Source organism: Roseivirga sp. UBA1976 (assembly GCF_002336325.1).
Classification (GTDB): Bacteria; Bacteroidota; Bacteroidia; order Cytophagales; family Cyclobacteriaceae; genus Roseivirga; species Roseivirga thermotolerans.
This window is the reverse complement of sequence record NZ_DDDQ01000053.1, coordinates 2,024-25,491: the sequence shown is the minus strand read 5'-3', so window position 1 is coordinate 25,491 and position 23,468 is coordinate 2,024. Positions and strand designations below refer to the sequence as shown.

The following is a 23,468-nucleotide window of genomic DNA, read 5'->3' as shown; positions in this document are numbered from 1 at the left end:
CGAAAGACTTATGACCAATTTTGGTCAGCGGTACAACCTGGTGCCCTCGTCTTTGGCTGAAAACGACCCACAGCGAAAAATTCTGGAAGCAGAAAATCGCTTTGCTTTCTATAGGTTCATTGGTGCCGCCCGACTCCGGGCAGGAAAGCTGGAAAACGTAGCCGAACTGGCTGAGGACATTTTAAAAGTGGTGAATGAGGATTTAGGGCCTGAAAAAACTCGTGAAGTCGAAATTAGCCTTCTAAAAAACTACATTCGAGCCGGCTTGGATGTGAATTTCATCCGAACCATTGTAGATGAATACTTTCCGCAGTATGCTCAGGGAACCTTTGATGAGGTACTGAAAGAAGTAGAACAACAAGAAAGTAGGGCTAAGGATTCAACTCAATAAACAGGTCGGAGGCCACTTTGTCGGCCAGTAGCTTCCCCGAATCGGTAAGAATCAGGTGTTCATCTTCTTCATAAAGAAGGTCCTGCAAAGAAAGTTTATTCAGGTAATCTCTGTGAACCATTAGCAAGTCTACACCATATTTATTCTTGAGATGATTGAGATTTAACCCCCACTTGGTACGCAACGAAGTAAGGATATACTCATTGGCCTGGTCTTCCTTGCTCAGGTGTATTACTTCAAATGGAATTTTGTTTTCCGATAGCCCCAGAAGATACTTGGCGTTATTGGCTACGTTTGCCTTTCGGAACTTTCCATTGTATGAATGTGCCGAAGGACCAACGCCCAAATACTTTTCATCCTTCCAATAGTTGCTATTGTGCCGCGATTCGTAACCCGGTTGGGCAAAATTAGAAATCTCGTACTGGTCATAACCATATTGGCGTAGTGTATCAATGAGCATTTCAAATTGCTCGGCCGCAAACTCCTCTTCAACCTCATAGAGCTTGCCTTGTTCCAGCCATTTGCCAAAAGCCGTTTTGGGTTCAATGGTAAGGCAGTAAGAAGAAATATGTTCCGGCCTAAGTCGCAAAGCCTGTTTCAGATCGTTTTCCCAAATACTATGGTCGCCATAAGGCACGGCATAGATGAGGTCAACACTAATGTTTTCGAAACCCACTTGCCGGGCTTCATAAACAGCTTCTACGGCCTCTTCTCCGGAGTGCTGTCGGTTCATCCATTTTAAATGGTCGTTGTTAAAGCTTTGAATGCCAATGCTCAGTCGGTTAACACCATTGTCATAAAATGCCTGCAACTTTTCTCGGCTCAAATCATCGGGGTTGGCTTCTAAGGTAATTTCAATATTACTGGCCAGGTCATATTCATACTTAATTACCTTCATAATCTGTTTTAGGTGGTGGTGCTCGAGTAAGGATGGGGTGCCACCACCAAAATAGATACTGTATATCGAGTCTTTCCCCAAAAACTCGTTTTGTAGAACCAATTCTTTGCAAATAGCATCCACCATATCGTCAATTTGCCTGAGCGATTGAGTAAAGTGGAAGTCGCAATAATGACATGCTTTTTTGCAGAAAGGAATGTGTAGATAGAGGCCGGCCAAAGTTTTGTAATTTTCGCCTAAATATAAGCTATGCCAATACACCGACTTACTTTTTGCAGTTGCTTCCTGCTTTTTTTTCTGTCCCTGCTGTCGGTGCAGGCTCAGCAGGTAAGGTTAGTAGTCACAACTTCGGCCAACGAACAAGTTGTGCTGAACACCTATAACTATTCCGGTCAACTGGTCGATAGTGTTGCGGCTGTAAAAGAAGTTCAAAAACTGGTACAACTTCTTCATCAGGAAGGATACCTCTTGGCTCATCCAAAGCAATTCACCTCTAAAGAAGACACCCTACAGGTAGAAATGATTATTGGCCCACGTTTTCAGTGGTTGGAATTAAGAAAGGGAAATTTGGCCGATGACTTTTGGCGAAAACTAAACCTGCGGGAACGGCATTTCAACAACAAACCATTCAACCCCGGCCAACTGGCGGCATTGGAAAAGAGAATACTTCGGTTTGCAGAGCGCAACGCATTTCCATTTGCATCTATTAAGTACGATTCGCTTAGTATTGAGCAAAATTACCTTTCTGCTACCCTGCAGGTAGATTTGGGCCCGCCTATAAACTTTGATTCTGTGCGCATTGAGCAGCCTCAAATTTTAAAACCAAAGTTTGCCATGGCCTATCTGGGTATACACCTGGGGCAACCGTACAACCAACAACTGGTAGATGCAATAGTACCAAGGTTGAGAAAGCTCAATTATGTAAAGCTTACAAGACCTCCTCTGCTCAGTTTTCAGAATAGCGAGGCAAGAGTCACACTTTCTGTGGAAAAAAGACCCGTAAACAGGCTCGATGGAATTATTGGTTTTTTGCCTAACAACAGCCGTAGCGGAGGCCTACTTGTTACCGGCCAGTTCGATCTCGACTTGTACAACCCATTTGCTTCGGGCAGACACATTGGCTTGCACTGGAGAAGGTTGAGTGAGGAAACCCAAACATTGAAGTTCAATTTTGACCAACCCCACTTGCTGGGTAGTGCTTTGTCTTTACGCAGCCAGTTCGATTTCCTTAAACAGGACTCTACTTTTAACCGGAGAGTACTTGGCCTGGACTTAAACATAAACTTGGGCTTTAATGCCAACCTGGGAGTAGTTACTCATTTGGTGGCTACCGATCTTATAGCAACTTCGGCCTATGCCGACAGCCATAGACTTCCGGATATTCTGGATTTTAGACTAAACCGTTATGGCTTGAGGTATAGCTACAACGGCTTGGACGATGTGTTTTTTCCCCGAAGAGGCTTAAGTCTGGAGTTGAACACAAGCATTGGTAATAAGGTGATCAGACAAAACGCAGAACTGCCCAATGAACTTTATACCGATGTTGATATGAAAACGCTGCAACTTCAGTACGATCTGGATGTAGAAAAATATCTGGTTTTGGGTTCCAGGGCTATCTTTTATGCCACTTTGCATGGGGGTTATTTATCTTCTAAAAACCTTTTTAGAAACGATGCCTATCGGCTGGGCGGGCTCAATAGTATAAGAGGCTTCAATGATAGTTACTTTTTTGCAACAGGCTTTGCCTATAGCAATCTGGAGTATCGCTACTTTTTGGAAGACTCTTCTTACTTGCTGCTCTTTTCTGATGTGGGCTATTTGGAGCAAAATTTTGTGAGCAACGCCAACAGGGGAGAATGGGCCTTGGGAATGGGCGCGGGTATTAGTTTTGCTACCGGAACCGGCATTTTCAATTTTGTTTATGCTTTAGGCACGGCCGATTCAACCGGAGCCATTAACTTTAGCCAATCCAAAATACACTTTGGGTTTACCACCAGATTTTAATGCAAGAGACAAGCAGCATTCAATTCTTTTACCGCGATTTGGCCATAGTCATGGCCATGGCTCTTTTTGTTATCTATGCCATTTCCAGGGTAGTGTATCCAAAGCTGTTTGCTTCGGTATATAGCTATGCACGCTTTTTCTCTACTCGTCTGCGAGACGACTTTGGGTCAGGCATACGCTTGTTCAGCACCGAAAATTTTTACTTCACCGCGGTATTGTCGCTCAATTTTAGTTTTGCTGCAGTTTGTCTCTATCTGTTCACTCCAGCCGTGCAGGCTATGATTCCATGGTTGGTCATAGAATCTATGGGGAAAGGTCTGTTGGTTTGGCTACTAACAGCTATGGCCATTCAGTTTTTGTTTTTTCTCAAATTTTTGTTTGTGGCCTGGTTTGGTTGGCTTTTTGGCATTCCCACCGATCAGTCCAGGCATTTTTCTGAGATTCAGCTAATGAACAATGGTCTTTCTGTGGTAATGTACCTCATATTGGCCATTTCGCTCTTCGGAAGGTTTTCATTTCCTGAATTTACAGTCAAACTTATTCTGGCTACTTTGGCCTTTTATCTGGTTTTCAGATTCTTCAACCTCTTTTTAAAAATTCGTAACCTGGGAGCCAGTAGCAACTTATATATATTTTCTTACCTTTGCAGCACAGAATTAATACCTACTTTGCTAGGATTGAATCTGTTAGTTTGACAAGCCAGATTAGATTAAAAAGCAGGGAAGAATATGTCCAATAGCACGTATGAGGAAAGGCTAAAACCCGTAAAAAGTATCCTCGTTTCTCAACCAAAGCCTTCAGATCCTAAATCTCCTTACTATACTTTAGCAGACAAATACGGAATAAAGATTGATTTCAGGCCTTTCATTCAGGTCGATCCGATTTCTGCTAAAGAGTTTAGAAAACAGAAGATTGATATCTTAAATCATACGGCCATCATATTTACCAGCCGCAATGCCGTAGACCACTTCTTTACCATTTGCAAAGACCTGAAAATTGAGGTTCCTGCAGATATGAAGTATTTCTGTATATCGGAACAAACGGCTCATTACCTGCAGAAGTACATTGTGGTTAGGAAAAGAAAGATTTTTACCGGCTCACGTACCGCTCAGGACCTTATAGAAATTCTTAAAAAGCATAAAAACGAGAAATACTTGTTTCCTTGCTCCAACATTAGAAAAGACGATATTCCGGGCTATTTGGAAGAAAACGGATTCAAGTTTTCAGAAGCTGTTATTTACGAAACAGTGGCCAGCGATTTGTCTGACCTGGACGATGTTACGTATGACATCTTAGCGTTTTACAGCCCAAGTGGAATAAACTCATTGTTCGTAAACTTTCCGGAGTTCAAACAAAACGATACACGAATTGCGGTTTTTGGCCCAACTACAGCACAGGCTGCCCGAGAAGCCAACCTTATTATAGATATTGAGGCTCCTCAGCCCAACGCACCGTCTATGACAGGAGCACTGGAGCTGTACATTAAAAAGGCAAATAATCTGTAATTCTCGCAACTCGTAAGGGCAAAAGCTAGTTTTCTTGTATTATTGGGAAAGTGATTAAATAAATCATTTAACTTTCGCGTTACCTGATTATGTCAAGAAAGGCCTTCATTGCCATTGTTTTCAGCCTCCTCGTTGTGGGCCTAAGAGCACAACAAGATGCTCAGTTTACCCAGTACATGTTTAATCCCATGTACTACAACTCGGCTTTTACGGGCCTTTCCAATGCCAATACACTTACAGCAATTCATCGCTCCCAGTGGTTTGGGTACGAAGGCACAATAAACCCCGGAGGCGCCCCAAATACCCAATTTATTAGCTACAGCACTCTATCACAATGGTGGAATGGTGGGTTGGGAGTTCATTTAGTGAACGACAATCTGGGCCCCTCCAATAACATAGAGTTCAAGCTGTCAGGGTCTTACTACATTGCTCTTCAGGGAGATGCCTCACTGAGCATTGGGCTCAACGCAGGCTTTTTTTCCAGCGGCCTTGATTTCGATGAGCTAGTGCTGGTCGATCCGAGCGATGACCTGGTGGGTTTAACCGGAAAGGAATCTCAGTTACGGCCGGATCTCGGCATGGGTATACTCTACAGAAAAGGAAATTTTTTTGGTGGTTTCAGTACAAATCACTTACTTCAACCAAAATTTGATTTTGGACAAGATCAAATTGCCAATCAATTAATTCGACACTACTATTTAACAGCGGGCTACGATTATGCACTAAGCCCAGAGGTTACGATCACTCCGACTTTATTGCTGAAATCTGTAGGATTTGATTCCTACTCATGGGACTTGAGCGTTGTAGGACGCTACAATGATCAGCTTTGGGCCGGTGTTGCTTACCGTCAATCAGAATCGGCATCGGTAATGATTGGCTACAGCATACTAAAAGATCGAAGCCTGGCGTTGGGATATGCGCTGGATTTAGTTCTTGCTGATAGAAATAGTAAAGAGCCGACCTCTCAAGAGATTATGCTCATTTATAAATTTTCCAGCAAGGGCAACGGAATAAATCTGGGAAGGAACATCATAAGAACCCCCAGATACCGTTACTAAACAAAAGTTTACTTAAGATTAAGGATTGTAGAATTTTCTACCTGTGGGTGGAATACTAACAATAAAATATTAATTTTCGCGCTTTATTTGCCAAATGAGGCTTGTTTTTGAACTGGCAAATAGATTAAAACTAAAACAATGAAGAAGTCTATACTGGGTCTGTTATTTATGGCACTTCTTTCTTTGAACACTGGGTGCAGTATGTTCGAAGGCTTTCTAAGTGGAGGAGGAAAAGAGCAGGCGTTGGTCGATGAAGGCCAGTTGCTGGGTGTGCTCGACAGAGAAGGATGGTATCAGGAACTACCCTACGGAATGGTTCAAATACCTGGAGGAACATTCTACATGGGCCAGGCCGATGAAGATGTGGCAGCCTCACAAATTAACTTCAACAGACAAATTACTGTCAGCTCCTTTTTTATGGATGCTGAGGAAATCACCAACAATGAGTATCGCCAATTTCTATACCATGTGGCCGATTTGGCCGAAAAGGGCGATCGATACTACACCCGCGAATTTTTAGCCACGGTAGTTCCTAACCCCAAAGTTTGGGAGCAGGAGTTTACATACCACTATGGCGACCGAATGACTCAATATTATCACCAGCACGTTTCTTTTGACAATTACCCTGTAGTAGGAGTTAGCTGGGATGCTGCTGAAAAATTTGCTGCCTGGAGAACCATTTTCCTGAACAATGGCCAGCAAGCCAAAAATGAAGGAGGGGGTGGACTCTTCTCTTTCGGTAAAAAGAAAAATCAGGGCGACCCGAATGCCGGAGCTGCAGGCCCGTTAGGAGCCGTAGGCCCCCAAGGAGGAGCAGCCAGTGGTCCTGAGTCGAGCACTTTTGTAGATACTTCCCCAATGGAATTTAGATATCCCAACTTTAGACTGCCTACGGAGGCAGAATGGGAGTATGCAGCCAGAGGAGGAAAAGAAATTGTGAAATACCCATGGGGTGGTCCGTATACCAGAAACCGCGATGGTTGCTTTCTGGCCAATTTTAAGCCAGGCAGAGGCGCCTATGCAGATGATGGTTACCCATACACTGCTCCGGTAAATTCATTTTTGCCTAACCCATTCAACTTGTATAACATGGCAGGCAACGTAGCGGAATGGTGTAGAGACGACTTCTCTCCTGTATACAATCCACTGGTGTGGGATCTGAACCCAATGTTTTTATACGATACCTTATCGGAAAAAGACAGCCCTCACTACGGAAAGAAGGTGGTAAGAGGAGGAGCCTGGAATGATATTTCCTATTACCTCCAAACCGGAACAAGAACTTTTGAATACCGAGACGTGGCCTCTGCTTCAATTGGATTTAGATGTGCTATGGATGACCTCGGTCAAAATAACCCGCTTTAACAACAACTATCAAATTGATCTTCAACCCAACTGATAAAACAAATGGCTAGTAAATTTACCCAAAACTTCTACGGCAACGTAATGCCGAAAATCTATGGTCTAGGTGCCTCTGTAGTAATTGTAGGTGCCATGTTCAAATTGAACGGATGGGCCGGTGCTACTCTTATGCTAATTATTGGTCTTGGTACGGAAGCACTCATCTTTGCTTTCGCTGCCTTTGAACCCAAAGCCACAGATTATACGAAAGAATTATACCATGCGACCGTGAAAGGCGGTGGTGCCCCAGAAAAGAAAGACGATATTACCCTTGAAAAAATGCTTAAGCAGGCGGCTATAAGCAAAGACGGCCTTCAAAGCCTGAAAGAAGGAATGGACAATTTGGCTCAGAATGCCAAACAACTGGCCAGTATGTCTAATGCCGCTGTAGCAACTGATGAGTACGCTAAAAATGCGAAAACGGCTGCAGCATCTTTATCTAAGATAGACCAGTCTACTAATCAGGCCGCTTCGGCTTTTGCTGAAGTAGCCAACACCGTAAAAGGTTCTGGTGCCAATCAGGCACAGCTTAAGGCGGCTACTGAGCAGTATCAGGTTCAGCTCAAAGAAGCTGCAACACAACTGCAGGCGCTTAGTGGTGCCTACAAGGCCGAGCTTACCGATACGGAGTCTGTAGCTAAGTATATGAAAGGTTACCTTTCTAACATGGAAACCATGATTAAAGGAGCCATGAACACAGCCAAGGCTACGGAAGAATTCCAAGCCCAAATGGCTCAGCTAAACACCAATATTACCTCGCTGAACAAGGTATATGGTGCAATGCTTTCTGCAATGAAACAAACCAATAACTAAACCTGATCGATTATGGCAGGAGGTAAAGAAACCCCACGGCAGAAGATGATTGGCATGATGTATCTCGTGCTAACAGCTCTTCTCGCCTTGCAGATTAAGGATACGGTATTGGAAAAGTTCGTTCTTATAGAAAACGGACTCAAAGTTTCTAATGAGTCCTTTATGGACTACAACCAGAATGTACTTACCAGCATCCAAAACGATGTAACCAATCAAGGTGAAAAAGATGGCGATGTGGCTGTGCAAAAAGTGGCCGAGCAGGTACGGTTGTATACCCTTGACCTCGCTAACTATCTGGACAATCTGAAACTGGAACTCGGTAAAGTATCTACCGGAGGAGACACTTCTAAAATATACGAGCGGTCTACGCTTAAAAAATACGAAGAGCCCTCTAACTATCTGGTGAATAAAAAGAATGCTGAGGAGCTTAAAAGAAGACTGGATGAATACCCTCTCAAAGTAAATGAGATTATCAGTTTGTTGGGTAAAGGAGGAATGAACCCGGAGTGGATGAAGTCTATAGCCATTGATGCCAACGACATTAAATTTTACGAAAACAATGCCGAGGCAAAAAAAGAAGATTACGCCCATTTTAACTTCTATAAGGCTCCGTTGGCCTCAGTTCTTGCGCAGCTTACTTTCTACAAAAATCAGATTTTCAGTAAAGAGTCAGAGGCACTCAATAAGCTAAAAGGAATGGTAGGAACGGCTGTTTCTACAGACCCTAATAGCATTCCTACATTGGCCGATTTGGTGGTGACTAACACTCAACCTGCCAGCCAGCCCGATAATTCTTCTTCTGAAGATGAAGCAGCGCCTACTCCAAGAACAACGCCAAGACAAAACCCTTCTTCAGGAACAGCTTCTGCTGAGATTTCTCAAGATGAGTTTTTAAAGGGTGCATTTGCGGGGATAGACTATGCTCAGGCTACAGTGCTTTCTGAGTCAAATATTGTGACAGCCGGACTAGACTTCAGTGCTCAGGCCTTTTTGACTCTGGGTAACTCTAAGCTACAACCGGAGATCAAAGTGAACGGACAGGATATACCGGTAGTCAACGGAAGAGGAATAATTAGTATTCCGGCTTCAGCGCAAAACAGTGAGTACGATGCCAACGGATTGGCACAAAAGTTTTTCGAAGTTGAAATAACCGCTCAGGACGGTTCTGGCGGAACCATTACCAGAACTAAGCGACATGAGTATCAGGTGGCCAAACCGGTAATTGATGTACGAAGTGCATCAGTAGAGGTTCTCTACCTGGGTTGTGCCAACAATTTGAACATTAATGTGCCGGCTTTGGGGCCAGCCTATCAGCCATCTTTCAAAGTAACCGGTGGAACCTTTAATTCAGGGAGCCAGAAAGGTGAAATACTGGTAGTGCCTACACAGCGTGAGTTGAAGATTGATGTTTCGAGCGGTGGGTTCTATATTGGTTCAAGAGAATTTCAAGCCAAGCCTGTACCGCTTCCAAGACTTGAAGTAAGACCTAACGGTCAGCCGTATGATGCAAAGAATGGTATGGACGAGAAGCCAACAGTAATTAACCTGTTGCTACAGTCTGACCCCGATTTTGCCGAGCGTTATAAAGACGATGCTACTTTCTTGGTGAGCAAAGGAAGTGTAACCCTGGCCCGTGGAAAAACTACAAAAGGGGTTATTCCTATTGATAAGCCCATGTCGAGAGTAGATCTGTCTCAATTGGTTAGCCGAATGGCTTCAGGAGACAGAATAGTGGTTTATGTTGAAGAAATTGTTCGCTTCAACTATAAAGAAGAGCAGATTCCGATTCGTTTTACGGGAGACGTAACGATAAATATTAACTAAAATGAAAAAAGGCTTAGCAATTTTATTAGTACTGTGTTTTGTCACAGTCTTGAACGCTCAGGACGAGGGCAGTGGAACAAACCCTGCCAAATTTTTGCAAACCATAGAAAGCACTACTAAAGTTGCCGGCCTTAATAGTGCCCGAAAACTCAATAACGAGTTTTCGGTACGGCCCATTCGCGATGAAGACGTAATGTGGAGTATAAGACTCTGGTCCAAGATGAATTTTAACGAAAAGTTAAATTCGGCCTGGAACGCCAAAGAGTCTCGCATTACGGAGATCATTCTTAAAGGCATAGAAGACTACTATGAAGCCAAGAGCCAGGCCTTAGATCAGCAGGTGGGTATTACTCCATACGCAACTTTCGAAACCGGAGCCAAAGGCTTCGATGATGAGGTGATTCTTTCTGAGGCAGACTTTAGGAATAACCTGAAGGATATGTCTACAGCTTTGGGCAATTATGATGAGGCTTTTAGGGCTCAAGACAGGGCAGAGCTTAAAACGCGGGACGGTGGCATTTACGCCAACTACTCCGATGCCCGTCTAGACTCTATTATTGATGCGGAATATCAGCAGAATGCGGAGGCCAAACCTCTCGATCCGGCAAATAAGGGAGATTTAGATGTTTTGCTTATAGAAGAAGATCTCATATTCGATAGAAATCAGTCTTTGGCCAAGTGGGATATTGTTTCTATTACGCTAGTTGCGCCACCTAAGGCTACAGTTGCCGGAACGGAACGCGAAATTGTTCGAGTGAAGTATCAGGAGTTGGTAGCTTACATTGAAAAGGTGTACGCGGAGTCAAACAAAAATGCGGCTTATTGGTACAACCCAAAGAATCCGCGCGATAGAAATATAAACTTTGCTCATGCCTTTGACCTACGCTTGTTTAGCTCATACATTACTAAGTTTCAAAATGCTGATGATGATAATATACAGACGCTCTTTGGCCGATCTGACTATGACTACAGCATTATTGAGCAAGCCATGAAAAAGAGACATGAGTTGCTAGAGAAAATGCATAACCTCTGGGAATATTAAGAATTCAGTTAAACAGAATATAAGAAAGGGGGGCTTCAATAAGCTCCCTTTTTTGTTATAGGCCTTGGCCTATTGTGCTTCTCGTTTCTGGTTAAAGAAGTTTTTAATAAGTCGGGTGCGGGCTTCGCCAACAAGGGCAATAAGTTCTTCTTCGCTAGCTTGCTCTATTTTGCTCATAGTACCAAATTCCTTGAGCAGCTTGTCCACCGTTACCCTCCCTAATCCTTTTACTTCTTCCAGCTCAAAATTGAAGCTGTTTTTGCTTCGCAGGTCTCTATGAAAATTAATGGCAAAGCGGTGGGCTTCATCCCTTAGCTTTTGAATGAGCCGAAGTGACTCTGATTTTTTATCGATGTGAATAGGAAATGAGTCTTCCGGAAAGTAGAGTTCTTCTAAGCGTTTTGCAATTCCTATGATCGGAATTTGTCCGTATAGGTTGAGTTCTTTGAGCGCCTCACAGGCCGCATTGAGCTGTCCTTTGCCACCATCTATTACAATGAGCTTGGGCAGAGGAGCTTCTTCTTTGAGCAAGCGCGAATACCTGCGGCCAACAACCTCTCTCATAGACCCAAAATCATCGGGCCCAACAACAGTTTTAATTTTAAAGTGTCGGTAATCTTTTTTGGAGGGTCGCCCCATTTTAAAGCAAACCATGCTGGCTACCGGATTTGTGCCTTGAATATTGGAGTTATCGAAGCATTCAATATGGGTTGGCAACTCACGAAGCGATAGGTCTGCCTGCAGTTGTTTGAGTACCCGGTTGCTTTTGTCTTTCACATTTTCTAGCGAAGTGTATTTCTCTTTTTTGGCGAACAGAGCATTCTTTAGTGATAGTTCGATCAACTTCTTTTTATCTCCCCGTTGGGGCAATATCATTTTAAAATTTTCGGAGGCTATATCCAGCTCTTTATTGGTGAGTACTTCTCTGGCAGAGCTCTGAAATTTATCTCTTAGTTCCACGATCAGAAGAGTTAGAATCTCCTCGTCCGATTCGTTTAGTTTTTTCTTAATCTCTGAGGTTTGCGATAGGTTAATGGTGCCGTTTTTAATTCTCAGGTAGTTTACAAAGGCAAACTTTTCATCGGCAACAATGGTGAATACATCCAGGTCTGCGATCTTGGGGTTAACCACCAGCGATTTGGACTGGAACCTTTCCAGCAATTCCAGTTTATCCTTAAATTTTTGTGCTGCTTCAAACTCCAGTTGTGCTGCAGCAGAATTCATATGTTCTTTAAAATATTGCCTGGGAATGGAAAGGTTGCCTTTAAGAATGTTAACCGCCTGGTCTATGTCGTTCAGATAGTCTGTTTCGCTCTGCAGGCCTTCACATGGACCTTTGCAGTTGCCAATATGGTATTCCAGGCATACTTTGAACTTTCCTTTGGTAATATTCTCTTCGCTCAGGTCGTATCTACAGGTGCGTAGGGTAAAGAGGTTGTTAATGAGCCTCAACACATTGTTCATGGCTTTTACACTGGCGTAAGGCCCGAAGTATGTACCGTTGCTGGGAATAAACTTGCGAGTGCTGTATATGCGAGGAAACCTTTCGTTGGAAACACACAGGTAGGGAAAGGTTTTGTCGTCTTTAAGAAGGATGTTGTACTTGGGCTGGTTTTGCTTTATCAGACTATTTTCAAGCAAAAGCGCATCGAACTCCGAGTTGACAAGGGTGACTTCAATGGCTTTTATTTCCGATACCAGACGTCTGGTTTTTCGGTTTACCCCGGCTTGTTTGTTGAAGTAGCTTGAAACCCGCTTTTTTAAACTTTTGGCTTTGCCTACGTAGATCAGTTCATCCTCTTCATTGAAGAAACGATATACCCCCGGATTATCGGGAAGCTTCAGTACATCTCCAGGAACGATGCGCGTGACCTCCATAGGCCGAAATTAGTAAATATCATCGTCATAAATATTGGAGGTATCAGTCGTAGTGAGCACATCGGCAAATTTCTGACAATCAACTTCTATACTCAAATTAGGAGGTCTTTCGAAAAACGTTTTTTCAATACTTAATGTGTTGTCCGCATAAATTTTTTGCAGAAATCTACCAACAATGGGTAATGCGGTATATGCACCTTGACCATCTGACCATTTGGTGAAGTGTATTGGTCTTTCATCACCGCCAACCCATGCTCCGGCCACAACTTCATTGGTTACGGCTATAAACCATCCATCAGAACCGTTTTGAGTAGTACCGGTTTTGGCTCCAATGTTGTTTTTGGTTTGCCCTCTGTCAACCAGACCATATTGCCAGGATAGTCTTTGACCGGAACCCGATTTAACAGTTTCCTGAAGCATATTCAGCATTACATAGGCAACATCTTCATTGATGGCTTTACTCTTTCTAGGCACATGACGGTAAATTTCATTGCCATATTTATCTTCAATTCTGCTTATGTAGTAGGGTTCTATGTGTGTTCCTTTGTTTGCAAAGGTGCCATAAGCTCCCAGTAACTCGAAAAGTGAAACATCTTCCGTTCCCAGGGCAATTGAATAGTACGGAGGAATAGTGCTTTTTATTCCCAGTCGTTTGGCCATATCAACTACCTTGTTAGGCTTAACTATTTCCATCACTCTGGCGGTGATAGAATTCACTGATCTTGCCATGGCCAACTTTAGGGTCATTTCTTCTCCACTAAACCTACCTTCTGAATTCGAAGGACTCCACACCTCATCACCATTTCCTGTAGGGATAGCTACAGCCTCATCTTTAAAGGTATAACAGGGAGAATAACCTTGTTCAACGGCTGTAGCATAAACAAAAGGTTTAAATAGTGAACCTGGTTGTCTCTTACCATATCTTACATGGTCGTATTTGAAATGTTGGAAATTGATTCCCCCAACCCAAGCTTTAATAGCTCCTGTTTTTGGTTCTGTTGCCAGAAATCCTGATTGCAAAAACTGCTTGTAATATCTGATAGAGTCTCTGGAGCTAAGGACTGTATCTATATCTCCTCCCCAGCTGAAAACAGTCATTTTTTTAGGGCGGTTCATGTAGTAGTCTACAGAATCAGACTCCTTGCCATATCTTCTAACCAAGTTTCTATAGGCAACGGATCTTGGTACTGCGTTTTCTTCGAAGAAATTCTCAATTTCTCTTCCCCTATTATCAATCCAAAGGTCACGGCCTTCAATTTTAAGCAGTGAATCAAATTTATTCTGAATTCTTTGCATTGCACTATCCATTGCATCTTCGGCATAAGCTTGCATGCGTGAGTCTATGGTAGTATAGATTTTTAGACCATCGCCATAAAGATCATAACCTAGCGCTTTGCACAACTCAAGTAAATCCTTACTCGCTTCTGCTCTAAAATATTGGGCAAGCCCAGTATTGTGGTCTTGTTGGCGAAACTCATCGAGATTAATGTCTTTGGTTCGCAGCGTATCGTAGGCTTGTTGGGCCAAAAACCCATATTTGACCATTTGACTTAAAACAACATTTCGCCTGCGTTTGGAGTTTTCCGGGTTAATATCAGGCCGATAGGTGGTTACTCCTTTCTGCATACCCGCCAATACAGCTGCTTCGTCTACCGAAAGCTCCTTAGGCATTTTGTTAAAGTATGTTTTGGCGGCCGACTTAATACCAAAGGCGTTGTTTCCAAACTCCACGGTGTTGTAATACATGGCCATAATTTCTTCTTTGGTGTAAGACCTTTCTAGTCGCACAGCCAAAATCCACTCCTTGGTTTTGTAAATGAGTTGGTCAAGGAACCCGTTTATTCCTTCCAGCTTACCCTTGTCTTCTTTTTTAATAACCCTTGTATTGAACAGGTTTTTGGCCAATTGCTGGGTAATGGTAGAGCCACCGCCTTTGGGGCTAAAGGTGATTACTCCAAAGGCCACTCTGAACATACTTTCCAGGTCGATGCCCGAGTGCTGATTAAAGCGAATATCTTCTGCGGCCAGCAGAGCATGCACCAGGTTATCTCCCAACTCGTCATAACTTACAGGGTTGCGGTTATCCCGATAGTATCCGGAACCTAACTGCACACCATCGGCCGTAAAGAGTAGCGAGGTAAGGTTTTGCTCGGGGTTTTCTAGCTGGCTATAGCTTGGCAAGCTGCCAAACCAATTGTTTACGTTGTTGCTCACAGCCCATAAATAGGCCGGAAAACCAATTATGGCTAAAGTAAAGCCAACCCAAAAAACTACTACTAGTTTTTTGAGCCACGATTTTTTCTTGCTTGGTTTTTCTTGAGCACTCATTTATTTATAGAATTTCTGATGAAAAGTAAGGTATTCCTCTAACGCCTTGTTCTGAAACAATTGTGTGAAATTATCTCTTGAAATGGCAAAATTATGAAAATTTGAATCGCTTTTCAGGCCTTGCTTTACTAACTCTTCTTCTAGTAGCTTTCTGTATATTTCTGCGGCCGACTTCGTCTTAAAGGAGTTAATGAAAAGGATACCGGTTTTGTTTATCGGGCTAAAGTTAAGGTAGCTGGACGAGAGGCGCTGCGATTCAAATTTCTGTTGATTGAACGTGTTTACAATCTGCTTTAGGTTATCGGCTTTAAATACAGATTCGTTGAATGTAAAAGCAACCAGATGCACCTGTTGAAAGTCTTCGCTAAAGGCATTGTTTAGGTTATTGAATAATTGGTTTTTGGTTGGGGCAATGGCGGCCAGAAGGTTTTGAGCATATTTGCTCTGGGGTTCTTCCGGATATTTGGCAATAAAGTCTTTCAGTGCCTGCTCATACGAAACAATACTTTCGGTTTTTGCTTTTAATATGGCGGCCAGCAGTTCCACTGTCGGCAAAAAGTCCACATCTTCAAAAGAAGCAAGTGCTGCTCTAAGCCGCTGGTCGGCCAGAATATAGTCACCCGACTCATAAGCCTCGTAGGCTCTCGCATATTCTTGCTGTAAGGCCAGGTTACGGGCTGCTTTTTCTTGCAGGTAGTTAGGGTTTATGAGTGTTTTAGCGAGCAGTGTTTCTGGAAATTCCTCAATTATACTCTGCTTGTAGTGCTGAGCTTTAGCAGCATCTAAAGGTTCGTAAAGGGTAAAGAGAGCATAGAGGACATCAAGTCTGTGCTCCGTTTGAGGGTAGCGCTCCAGCAGCTTTTCATAGGTGATTATAGACTTTTGGTTTTGCGCCAGACCAAACCTGTATATACGGCCGAGGCTAAAGAATGCGTCCTGAATCTCCTTGTGTACTTTTGATTGGGCCTCTTCCGAAAACGGTACAGTGGCCATTAATTTGTCGATGTCCGTTTCACGGCTGCTTTTTAGATCTGGCTGTGGTGCTCCTTTGTTAGGGTCGTCACTAATATCGTTGTCTGTTTGCGCAGCAGAAGACAAGCCAATGGTTTGTTTGAGCGATCTGCGCCAATTGTTCTCCAGTGGGCGGTTGCCCCATAACCGTTGAAATTCAAGCTGGCCTTGCCCTACGGCTTGCCGGTTATAAAAGTACCAGGTATTGCTGCCATCTGGAGCCTGATAGTTGCTGTCATCGGTTCGGTTCAGCCCGGTAGAGTTGGCGTTGTTATTTCCTCTTTCTTTGGCGCGTTCTTTGGCTTCTTTTGCATCGAGGTATCTTCCCAAATAGGCTTCTAGCGAAATAGGGTTCATTTGAGCCAACGTGAGCAGGCTGTCGTTTTTCTCAATAATATTGAGTTGTGTGACAAAGTCTTTCAACACCTTTTGTCTTTTACTAATCTCATCAAAGCGCTCAATGTCTTTGGGGAGTTTCATTACGGCACTATCGTAGTAGGCACTGGCCAGGTTGAAATCCAGTAAATGGTCGTAGTGAATTTCGGCCAGTCGCAAAAAAGCAAGCCCCTGCTGTCGGTTGTTCGGTTGTTCCACCCGGGTGGCTGCGCTATAATTTTCTACGGCTTTAGAAAGCTTGTTTCGGTGTTGCTCCAGGAGCCCCATGGTATAATAGATATGATCCATGTACTCCTTGTTTTTGCCGTCACGCAACATCTTATCAAATACTTTGTAAGCTTCATCGACATTATTGGGGTTGGAGTAACCCGAGACTATGAGTTTGTTCAGGCGTGCATGAAACATTACCTCATAAGGAGGATTGCCTTTTAGGGCATTGTCGTAGTACAGGTAAGCATTACGGTATTCACCGGCCTGTTGAGCCAACTGACCAAGAATAAAGTTTACCCTTAGAGAGTAGGTTTTGTCATTGATCAGGGGTTGAGCTTCGGTGAGTAGTTCCTTTACTTTGCCATACTCATCGAGTTGCTGAAACAAAAAAGCTTTAGTGAGCAAATAGCTTGCGCGTACTTCCGGCTCGAGTTTTTCAAGATCGAGAAAGCCGGCTACTTCCTCAGCTTGGTCATAATTACCCATGTCCATATAAGTTCTCATTAGGGCAATGAGAGCCTTTTGGCGAGTAGGGTCATCGTTACTATTCTGATTGATGTATTGAAAAGTTTCTATGGCAAATTGCCATTGCGCTCTCAGGTATCTAATCTTACCGATAATAAGGTAGCTATCGTCTACCCAGTCGCTGGCTTTCCACCATTCGATGGTTTGGCTTGATTTTTTGAAGGCATCGTCCAGTTTTTCCTTATTGCTTTTTACAATGGCCGAATCGATTTGAGGAAATATGCGCAGTATCTCATCAAAGTTGTAGGCATATCGTTCTTCAAAAGCCTGGTATACTTCGTTTAGGTATTGATCGGCATAGAAATAGCCATTGTATCGGGCGTTCAGGTTTTGGTATCCTTTAGAGTTACACCCCCAGAGGGCTATAATGAGGAGAAGACAACAAAACCTGATAATATGTAAATTCTTGATTTCCAAGGCAGATGATTAACCAACAAAGCAACGAAATTAATGAGCAAATAATACAATATTACGCTCGCTGTTGAGTATTAATGAATATTTTTGTCATCCTTGATTTTTGTATAAGTGGCGCGATTTAAGAAGACTCTTTCTAACTGGCTCAATGCCCGGCATATCCTGATTATTCAGAATGAGGAAAACTTTTCTGAAAAGGCAACCTATAAGTTCACTTATGCCAAAATAATCTTTTTTGCTTTTCTGAGCCTTGTAGGAGTGTTTGCCTTGAGCTTTTACATGGTTACCACCATACTTAAGCAGTGGTTCGATCCGCGCTATGCCGAACGCCAAACCCGACAGGAGTTGGTGGAGATGACTTTTACGCTGGACTCTCTGGCCTATGAGTTGGATAGCAGAGACCGTTTTATACAAAGTATTAAGAAGGTGCTGCAGGGCGATGTTACCACCAACGAAATTCCTGAGACAGCCCAGGCTTCGGCCGGAGAACCTACTGATATTGAAAATCTGGAGCAAATAGACAGTGCTTTTAAAAGCGAATTTGAGCGGGTTGGGGGCGATTTTCTTCTCACAGCTGATATTGACAATGTAGAATTAAGAAGTATCTATTTTTTTCCGCCCATTAGTGGCTACATTGTACAAGCATTCGACCCTCGCGATAAACACTACGGTATAGACATTGTTTCTAAAAAGGATGAACCGGTAAAGTCGATAGCTGATGGAACCGTGATTTTTGCAGGTTGGACACAAACGGATGGCCACCTGATTGCGATCCAGCACCGGGAAAACCTAATTTCTGTATACAAGCACAATTCGGCCATTACAAAAGAGGTGGGCGATGTGATTTCTGCAGGAGACATTATTGCAATTATTGGTAATACAGGCGAACTTACCAGTGGTCCACATTTACATATAGAATTGTGGTACAATGGCTCACCGGTAAATCCGGAAGAGTTTATATCTTTCTAGACCAGTAGATCATCAACTAAACCAAGAACCGACCATGTTTTCTAAAGAAGACAAAAAAACCAATGAAGACCTTAGCCAAACCAGCAATATAATTGGTAAAGAAACTGTGTTAGAAGGCAGCCTGGAATCTATAGGTAATATTCGCATTGAAGGCAAAATATATGGCAATGTAAAAGCCAAAGCCAAATTTGTAATGGGTGCTGAAGCCTATGTTGACGGAAGCGTGGTGGCAAGGTCGGCCGAAGTGGCCGGGAAGATCAAGGGGAACATAGAAATTTCTGAACTCCTCATCTTAAAGCCATCGGCAGTAATTAGCGGAGACATTCTTACCAACCAATTGGTAGTAGAACCCGGAGCTACTTTCAATGGAGGTTGCAAAATGGGTCATTTAGCCAAAGAAATTCAAATATCAACCCCCCAGAGCCGTGCCGGAGAAAAGGCCATCAAAAGAGCCTAATCAATACCTTAAATACTCGCAACTTGGCTTACAACTGTTTGTAACCATTGGCATTTGTGGTTGGCTGGGGTATAAAATGGACGAGTGGTGGAATGATGGTCGTTCGCTGTTTGTCATTCTAATGGTACTTGTTGGAGCCACCGGAGCCATATATCAACTGTATCGGTCGCTTCCGAAAGATTAGGTTACCTGAATTCGATATAATAAAGGACGTCATGCCGGAAAAATTGGCCTTAAATTCAGACTAGGCCTATTTTATCCGGCATCTCACCAGCAGTTTCCTTTAGATTCAGGAATGCTGGTTTAGGGTGTACACGTAAGTTTTTTCGAAGACCTTACATCGAGTTCAGGTTAAGATTAAAGTTTCCCAAACTTTAATCTTAAAACCTAGAACATTGAACCAAATACACCTACCTTTGCGGCCATGAAAAGTTTGGGTCGCCAAATCGTTGAATCTCTTGTATTTAGCTTGGTGCTCTGTGGGCTTGTACTTCTTGTACAGCAAATTGGAACACAAAAGCCCCTTGTGCATCCGTACATTTGGTCCATCATGGTTTTTTCAGGTGTGCTGGGAATGATAGTAGTGGCTATCGCTCACTGGGGCATGAGCACCATGGATGCTCAGTCTCGACCCAATATTTTTCTGGGACTCACAGTTTTGCGTATGCTGTTGAGTATGGCCTTTATCGGAATTACCCTTTATATGGGCATTGAAGACCGCGTGTTGTGGGTGGTCAATTTTTTTGCAGTCTATTTATTTTACTTAGTGTTTGAAATAACTACCATTCTCTCTAACTTGCGCGCGATTTCGGGAGAGGGCGAAAAACAATGATGAAACAAAGCAGAACTAACATTCCCAATTTATTGATCATTAGCTTCTTAGCAGCAATTTTTGGTCTAGCAAGTTCTTCAAATTTATGGGCCGCTTCAGGTGGTGGAGACGAAGAAAAAGAAGGTGGAGGGACCGACTTCATTATGCACCACATTAAAGATGACTACCAGTGGCACATCATTACCCTCGGTCATACGCATGTAACCATCCCACTTCCCGTAATTGTATACGACTATGAAGATGGTCTAAAAGTATTTATGTCGTCAGATTTCTATGACGAACATCATCAGCCAAAACCACATGGTGGTTATTACATAGACCATGGCAAGCTTTACAAGTTAACTGAAGGTTATAGTGCTTCTTCGGCACATGACAACGAAGGCCATGAAGAAGATCATCATGAAGAAGCTGGTTCTCACAATGAGGATGCCGGCCATGGTGAGGAGGGTGCTCATGAGCAGGAAGAAGCGCACGGCAATGAGCATGAAGGAATGACTCAGTCCGGTTTTCTGGATATATCTATTACAAAGAATGTGGCTTCGCTCATCATTAGCATGATTTTGCTATTTGGAGTGTTCTTTACAGTGGCTAAACGCTACAAAAAGGGAATTGCTGCACCAAAAGGTATTCAATCTTTGTTTGAGCCCGTAATCGTTTTCATTAGAGACGATATTGCCAAAGTAAACATTGGCGAGCATAAGTATGAGCGTTTTATGCCTTACCTGCTTACGCTGTTCTTCTTTATACTATTCAATAACCTATTAGGTCTTACGCCTGGAGCGGCCAACCTTACCGGAAACATAGCGGTAACTATGTGTTTGGCCTTGTTTACTTTCTTTATCACCCAGTTCAATGGTAGAAAAGCCTATTGGATGCACATTTTGTGGACCCCTGGTGTGCCACTACCCATCAGGCCGGTTATTCTGGTGGTAGAGGTAATTGGTATTTTCACTAAGCCAATTTCACTTACACTCCGATTGTTTGCCTCCATTACGGCAGGTCACATTGTAGTGCTTTCTATTGTGGGCTTAGGGTTTATTTTGAACAGTTTGGTAGTTGGTTTTGTGGGAACACTCTTCTCCGTAATCATTACCCTTATTGAAATATTAGTAGCCGTTATTCAAGCCTATGTGTTTACACTGTTCTCATCGATGTACATCGGTCAGGCAGTAGATGACGGCCACCATTAATTAGAACCATTGTTTCATTAATAATAGACAAATTATGTTAGCTATTTTATTAACTGCTGGTACTGCTCTTTTAGGTGCAGGTATTGGTGCTGGACTTGTAGCGATTGGCGCAGGTTTGGGTATCGGAAAAATTGGTGCTGCCGCTATGGAAGGTATGGCTCGTCAGCCAGAAGCTGCTGGAAAATTGCAGTCTGGTATGTTGATCATTGCCGCCCTTATTGAGGTAATTGCTCTTTTCGGTGTTGTTGCATGTTTCTTGATTGCATCTAACAACTCAATTGTAGAGGCACTTTAAAAACCATTGAATGACTTTAGGCTTTGCATTAGGCAGGTCTAAAGTCGTTCTTTAAAACTTACAGAAATGGACTTATTAATACCAGATACCGGTTTATTTATTCTTCAAACAATAGCTTTCATTTTGCTACTTATCTTCTTGGGTAAGTTTGCATGGAAACCCATTCTTAGTGGCTTAAAAGAGCGTGAGCAAACTATTGAAAGTGCTCTATTGGCTGCAGAACAAGCTAAGAAAGATATGCAGGCGTTGCAGGCCGATAATGAAAAACTTTTGGCTGAAGCAAGAGCTGAGAGAGACGCTATCTTGAAAGAAGCAATGGCAACGGCTAACTCTATTAAAGAGGAAGCAAAAGAAGAGACCAGCAAAATCACGGCTAAAATGCTTGAAGATGCTAAGGCAACTATAGAGAATGAGAAGAGAGCTGCTTTGGCAGAAGTGAAAACTCAGGTAGCCGCCCTTTCTCTGGATATTACAGAAAAGGTCATCAGAAAGCAGTTGAGCGATAAGAAGGCTCAAGAAGCTTTGGTCGATGAGTATGTTAAAGATTTGAATTTAAACTAATTCCAGGCTAATGTCTGAATATAGAATAGCTTCCAGATATGCCAAGTCACTGCTCGATCTTTCTGTGGAGAAAGGTGAGCTTGAGCAGGTAAACAACGACATGCAGTTGTTGGTGAACCTGGCCTCTGAAAACAGAGATCTGGTTTTGATGCTGAAGAGCCCTATCATTACACACGACAAAAAACTGGCCGTGCTCAACAAAGTGTTTACCGGAAAGGTAAGCGAGTTAACTATGGCCTTCTTCAAGATACTTACAAAAAAGCACCGAGAGGCTTATTTAGTAGGTATTGCTAAGGAGTTTCATCATCAATACAATGCCCACAAAGGCATAGAAGAAGCTACGGTAACCACTACCTTCCCGCTCAACGATGCATTGAGGAAGGAGTTCGAAAATGTGGTGAAGAAAATTTCTAATAAAGAGGTAGAACTTACTGAAAAGGTAGACGAGTCGCTAATTGGCGGATTTGTATTGAAAATTGGTGATCGTCAGATCGATGATTCGGTAAGCTCTAAACTTAAGGCTTTGCGAGTAGAGTTTACTAAAAACCACTACGAAAAAGCGTTTTAACAAAGATTTATAACATTAATTCTATTATAAAATGGCAGATGTAAGACCTGATGAGGTTTCAGCAATCTTAAGAGAGCAACTCTCTAACTTTAAATCGGAGGCTGAATTAGAAGAAGTAGGCACCGTATTGCAAGTGGGTGATGGGGTTGCCAGAATCTACGGACTGTCTAAAGCACAGTCTGGTGAATTGTTGGAATTCGACAATGGTTTAAATGCTTTGGTATTGAACCTGGAAGAAGACAATGTTGGTGCTGTATTGCTTGGCGAATCAGCAGAAATTAAAGAAGGCGACACTGTTAAGCGTACCGGAAGAATTGCCTCCATTCAGGTAGGTGAAGGTATGGTTGGCCGTGTGGTTGACACCTTGGGTAACCCAATCGATGGTAAAGGCCCTATTCAGGGTGAAACCTTTGAGATGCCTTTGGAAAGAAAGGCTCCGGGGGTAATCTATCGTCAGCCGGTAAACGAGCCTCTTCAAACAGGTATCAAAGCTATTGACTCCATGATTCCGATTGGTCGTGGTCAGCGTGAGCTGGTTATTGGCGACCGTCAGACAGGTAAGACTGCCGTGGTTATTGATACAATCATTAACCAAAGAGAGTTTTATGAAGCCGGTGAGCCGGTGTTCTGTATCTACGTGGCCGTAGGTCAAAAGGCCTCTACCGTTGCCGGTGTGGTTGCTGCTCTTGAAAAAGGTGGGGCCATGGACTACACCGTGGTTGTTTCGGCTTCCGCTTCAGATCCTGCACCAATGCAGTTCTTTGCTCCATTTACTGGTGCAGCTATTGGTGAATACTTCAGAGATACAGGTCGTCCGGCATTGGTGGTCTATGATGACCTTTCTAAGCAGGCCGTAGCTTACCGTGAAGTATCTCTTCTATTAAGAAGACCTCCGGGACGT

General features: G+C 43.1%; 21 protein-coding genes and 1 pseudogene. 18 read left to right on the top strand and 4 right to left on the bottom strand.

Going from position 1 to position 23,468, the window contains the following annotated elements; translation table 11 throughout:
• Nucleotides 1-391: hypothetical protein (locus B3763_RS06090; protein WP_286744791.1), on the top strand; the 391-nt coding region annotated here is incomplete at its 5' end.
• Here the strand turns inward: B3763_RS06090 and hemW are convergent.
• Nucleotides 372-1,508, bottom strand: a complete 1,137-nt coding sequence (gene hemW, locus B3763_RS06085; RefSeq protein ID WP_286744787.1) for a radical SAM family heme chaperone HemW — start codon at nt 1,506-1,508, stop codon at nt 372-374. The two genes, B3763_RS06090 and hemW, sit on opposite strands and share 20 nt — an antisense overlap.
• A 30-nt stretch (nt 1,509-1,538) precedes the next feature.
• Between hemW and B3763_RS06080 the strand changes: the two genes are divergently transcribed.
• The 8 genes from B3763_RS06080 to B3763_RS06045 all read left to right on the top strand — a co-directional run bounded on the left by B3763_RS06080 (nt 1,539) and on the right by B3763_RS06045 (nt 10,933).
• Nucleotides 1,539-3,293 (top strand): BamA/TamA family outer membrane protein, encoded by a 1,755-nt coding sequence (locus B3763_RS06080; RefSeq protein WP_286744784.1) that lies wholly within the window; start codon nt 1,539-1,541, stop codon nt 3,291-3,293.
• Nucleotides 3,293-3,988 carry a DUF4271 domain-containing protein gene (locus tag B3763_RS06075; RefSeq protein WP_286744782.1) on the top strand — a complete coding sequence of 232 codons (696 nt, stop codon included), beginning with the start codon at nt 3,293-3,295 and terminating at the stop codon, nt 3,986-3,988. Before B3763_RS06080 ends, B3763_RS06075 begins: the two co-directional genes overlap by 1 nt.
• A 33-nt stretch (nt 3,989-4,021) precedes the next feature.
• Nucleotides 4,022-4,798 (top strand): uroporphyrinogen-III synthase, encoded by a 777-nt coding sequence (locus B3763_RS06070; protein ID WP_189628706.1) that lies wholly within the window; start codon nt 4,022-4,024, stop codon nt 4,796-4,798.
• Nucleotides 4,799-4,887: 89 nt separating this feature from the next.
• The gene (locus B3763_RS06065; RefSeq protein ID WP_189628705.1) at nt 4,888-5,856 is read left to right on the top strand and encodes a PorP/SprF family type IX secretion system membrane protein; all 969 of its coding nucleotides are present in this window, start codon (nt 4,888-4,890) and stop codon (nt 5,854-5,856) included.
• Between the two features lie 138 nt (nt 5,857-5,994).
• A complete protein-coding gene (locus tag B3763_RS06060; protein ID WP_189628704.1) occupies nt 5,995-7,218 on the top strand; it encodes an SUMF1/EgtB/PvdO family nonheme iron enzyme in 1,224 nt (407 codons plus the stop codon).
• A gap of 42 nt (nt 7,219-7,260) precedes the next feature.
• Nucleotides 7,261-8,067 (top strand): gliding motility protein GldL, encoded by an 807-nt coding sequence (gene gldL, locus B3763_RS06055; protein ID WP_189628703.1) that lies wholly within the window; start codon nt 7,261-7,263, stop codon nt 8,065-8,067.
• Nucleotides 8,068-8,079: 12 nt separating this feature from the next.
• On the top strand, nt 8,080-9,891 hold the full coding sequence (locus tag B3763_RS06050; RefSeq protein ID WP_286744776.1) for a GldM family protein: 1,812 nt from the start codon (nt 8,080-8,082) through the stop codon (nt 9,889-9,891).
• 1 nt (nt 9,892) lies between these two features.
• The gene (locus B3763_RS06045; protein WP_189628701.1) at nt 9,893-10,933 is read left to right on the top strand and encodes a hypothetical protein; all 1,041 of its coding nucleotides are present in this window, start codon (nt 9,893-9,895) and stop codon (nt 10,931-10,933) included.
• 69 nt (nt 10,934-11,002) lie between these two features.
• Here B3763_RS06045 and uvrC read toward each other — a convergent pair whose 3' ends face one another.
• From uvrC to B3763_RS06030, 3 genes are read right to left on the bottom strand one after another with little or no spacing between them, the layout of a single operon-like run.
• The gene (gene uvrC, locus B3763_RS06040; RefSeq protein WP_286744771.1) at nt 11,003-12,811 is read right to left on the bottom strand and encodes an excinuclease ABC subunit UvrC; all 1,809 of its coding nucleotides are present in this window, start codon (nt 12,809-12,811) and stop codon (nt 11,003-11,005) included.
• A gap of 9 nt (nt 12,812-12,820) precedes the next feature.
• Nucleotides 12,821-15,139 (bottom strand): penicillin-binding protein 1A, encoded by a 2,319-nt coding sequence (locus tag B3763_RS06035; protein ID WP_286744769.1) that lies wholly within the window; start codon nt 15,137-15,139, stop codon nt 12,821-12,823.
• On the bottom strand, nt 15,140-17,698 hold the full coding sequence (locus B3763_RS06030) for a tetratricopeptide repeat protein (protein WP_286744766.1): 2,559 nt from the start codon (nt 17,696-17,698) through the stop codon (nt 15,140-15,142).
• Nucleotides 17,699-17,806: 108 nt separating this feature from the next.
• Here B3763_RS06030 and B3763_RS06025 point away from each other — a divergent pair, with 108 nt between their 5' ends.
• From B3763_RS06025 to B3763_RS05985, 9 genes and pseudogenes are all read left to right on the top strand, one after another.
• The gene (locus tag B3763_RS06025) at nt 17,807-18,664 is read left to right on the top strand and encodes a M23 family metallopeptidase (RefSeq protein ID WP_229838503.1); all 858 of its coding nucleotides are present in this window, start codon (nt 17,807-17,809) and stop codon (nt 18,662-18,664) included.
• A gap of 34 nt (nt 18,665-18,698) precedes the next feature.
• Entirely contained in the window at nt 18,699-19,121 is a 423-nt protein-coding gene (locus tag B3763_RS06020) for a bactofilin family protein (RefSeq protein WP_189628697.1), read from the top strand.
• The gene (locus tag B3763_RS06015; RefSeq protein ID WP_189628696.1) at nt 19,090-19,305 is read left to right on the top strand and encodes an AtpZ/AtpI family protein; all 216 of its coding nucleotides are present in this window, start codon (nt 19,090-19,092) and stop codon (nt 19,303-19,305) included. Before B3763_RS06020 ends, B3763_RS06015 begins: the two co-directional genes overlap by 32 nt.
• A 240-nt stretch (nt 19,306-19,545) precedes the next feature.
• Nucleotides 19,546-19,953 carry a hypothetical protein gene (locus B3763_RS06010; protein WP_189628695.1) on the top strand — a complete coding sequence of 136 codons (408 nt, stop codon included), beginning with the start codon at nt 19,546-19,548 and terminating at the stop codon, nt 19,951-19,953.
• Complete coding sequence (atpB, locus tag B3763_RS06005) at nt 19,950-21,143, top strand: F0F1 ATP synthase subunit A (protein WP_286744763.1); 1,194 nt, start codon at nt 19,950-19,952, stop codon at nt 21,141-21,143. Before B3763_RS06010 ends, atpB begins: the two co-directional genes overlap by 4 nt.
• Nucleotides 21,144-21,177: 34 nt before the next feature.
• On the top strand, nt 21,178-21,438 hold the full coding sequence (gene atpE / locus B3763_RS06000) for an ATP synthase F0 subunit C (protein WP_373298947.1): 261 nt from the start codon (nt 21,178-21,180) through the stop codon (nt 21,436-21,438).
• Nucleotides 21,439-21,504: 66 nt separating this feature from the next.
• Nucleotides 21,505-21,999: a F0F1 ATP synthase subunit B gene (locus B3763_RS05995; RefSeq protein ID WP_189628694.1), complete on the top strand. Its 495-nt coding sequence runs from the start codon at nt 21,505-21,507 to the stop codon at nt 21,997-21,999.
• Between the two features lie 10 nt (nt 22,000-22,009).
• On the top strand, nt 22,010-22,567 hold the full coding sequence (gene atpH / locus B3763_RS05990; RefSeq protein ID WP_189628693.1) for an ATP synthase F1 subunit delta: 558 nt from the start codon (nt 22,010-22,012) through the stop codon (nt 22,565-22,567).
• A 31-nt stretch (nt 22,568-22,598) separates the two neighbouring features.
• A pseudogene (locus B3763_RS05985) lies at nt 22,599-23,468 on the top strand (F0F1 ATP synthase subunit alpha); the annotation flags it as partial.

What these genes read in the sequence shown, in the direction of transcription:
- B3763_RS06080 (WP_286744784.1), top strand. Translation starts at nt 1,539, where the DNA reads ATGCCAATACACCGACTTACTTTTTGCAGTTGCTTCCTGCTTTTTTTT.
- B3763_RS06075 (WP_286744782.1), top strand. Translation starts at nt 3,293, where the DNA reads ATGCAAGAGACAAGCAGCATTCAATTCTTTTACCGCGATTTGGCCATA.
- B3763_RS06070 (WP_189628706.1), top strand. Translation starts at nt 4,022, where the DNA reads ATGTCCAATAGCACGTATGAGGAAAGGCTAAAACCCGTAAAAAGTATC.
- B3763_RS06065 (WP_189628705.1), top strand. Translation starts at nt 4,888, where the DNA reads ATGTCAAGAAAGGCCTTCATTGCCATTGTTTTCAGCCTCCTCGTTGTG.
- B3763_RS06060 (WP_189628704.1), top strand. Translation starts at nt 5,995, where the DNA reads ATGAAGAAGTCTATACTGGGTCTGTTATTTATGGCACTTCTTTCTTTG.
- gldL (WP_189628703.1), top strand. Translation starts at nt 7,261, where the DNA reads ATGGCTAGTAAATTTACCCAAAACTTCTACGGCAACGTAATGCCGAAA.
- B3763_RS06050 (WP_286744776.1), top strand. Translation starts at nt 8,080, where the DNA reads ATGGCAGGAGGTAAAGAAACCCCACGGCAGAAGATGATTGGCATGATG.
- B3763_RS06045 (WP_189628701.1), top strand. Translation starts at nt 9,893, where the DNA reads ATGAAAAAAGGCTTAGCAATTTTATTAGTACTGTGTTTTGTCACAGTC.
- uvrC (WP_286744771.1), bottom strand. Translation starts at nt 12,811, where the DNA reads ATGGAGGTCACGCGCATCGTTCCTGGAGATGTACTGAAGCTTCCCGAT.
- B3763_RS06035 (WP_286744769.1), bottom strand. Translation starts at nt 15,139, where the DNA reads ATGAGTGCTCAAGAAAAACCAAGCAAGAAAAAATCGTGGCTCAAAAAA.
- B3763_RS06020 (WP_189628697.1), top strand. Translation starts at nt 18,699, where the DNA reads ATGTTTTCTAAAGAAGACAAAAAAACCAATGAAGACCTTAGCCAAACC.
- B3763_RS06010 (WP_189628695.1), top strand. Translation starts at nt 19,546, where the DNA reads ATGAAAAGTTTGGGTCGCCAAATCGTTGAATCTCTTGTATTTAGCTTG.
- atpB (WP_286744763.1), top strand. Translation starts at nt 19,950, where the DNA reads ATGATGAAACAAAGCAGAACTAACATTCCCAATTTATTGATCATTAGC.
- atpE (WP_373298947.1), top strand. Translation starts at nt 21,178, where the DNA reads ATGTTAGCTATTTTATTAACTGCTGGTACTGCTCTTTTAGGTGCAGGT.
- B3763_RS05995 (WP_189628694.1), top strand. Translation starts at nt 21,505, where the DNA reads ATGGACTTATTAATACCAGATACCGGTTTATTTATTCTTCAAACAATA.
- atpH (WP_189628693.1), top strand. Translation starts at nt 22,010, where the DNA reads ATGTCTGAATATAGAATAGCTTCCAGATATGCCAAGTCACTGCTCGAT.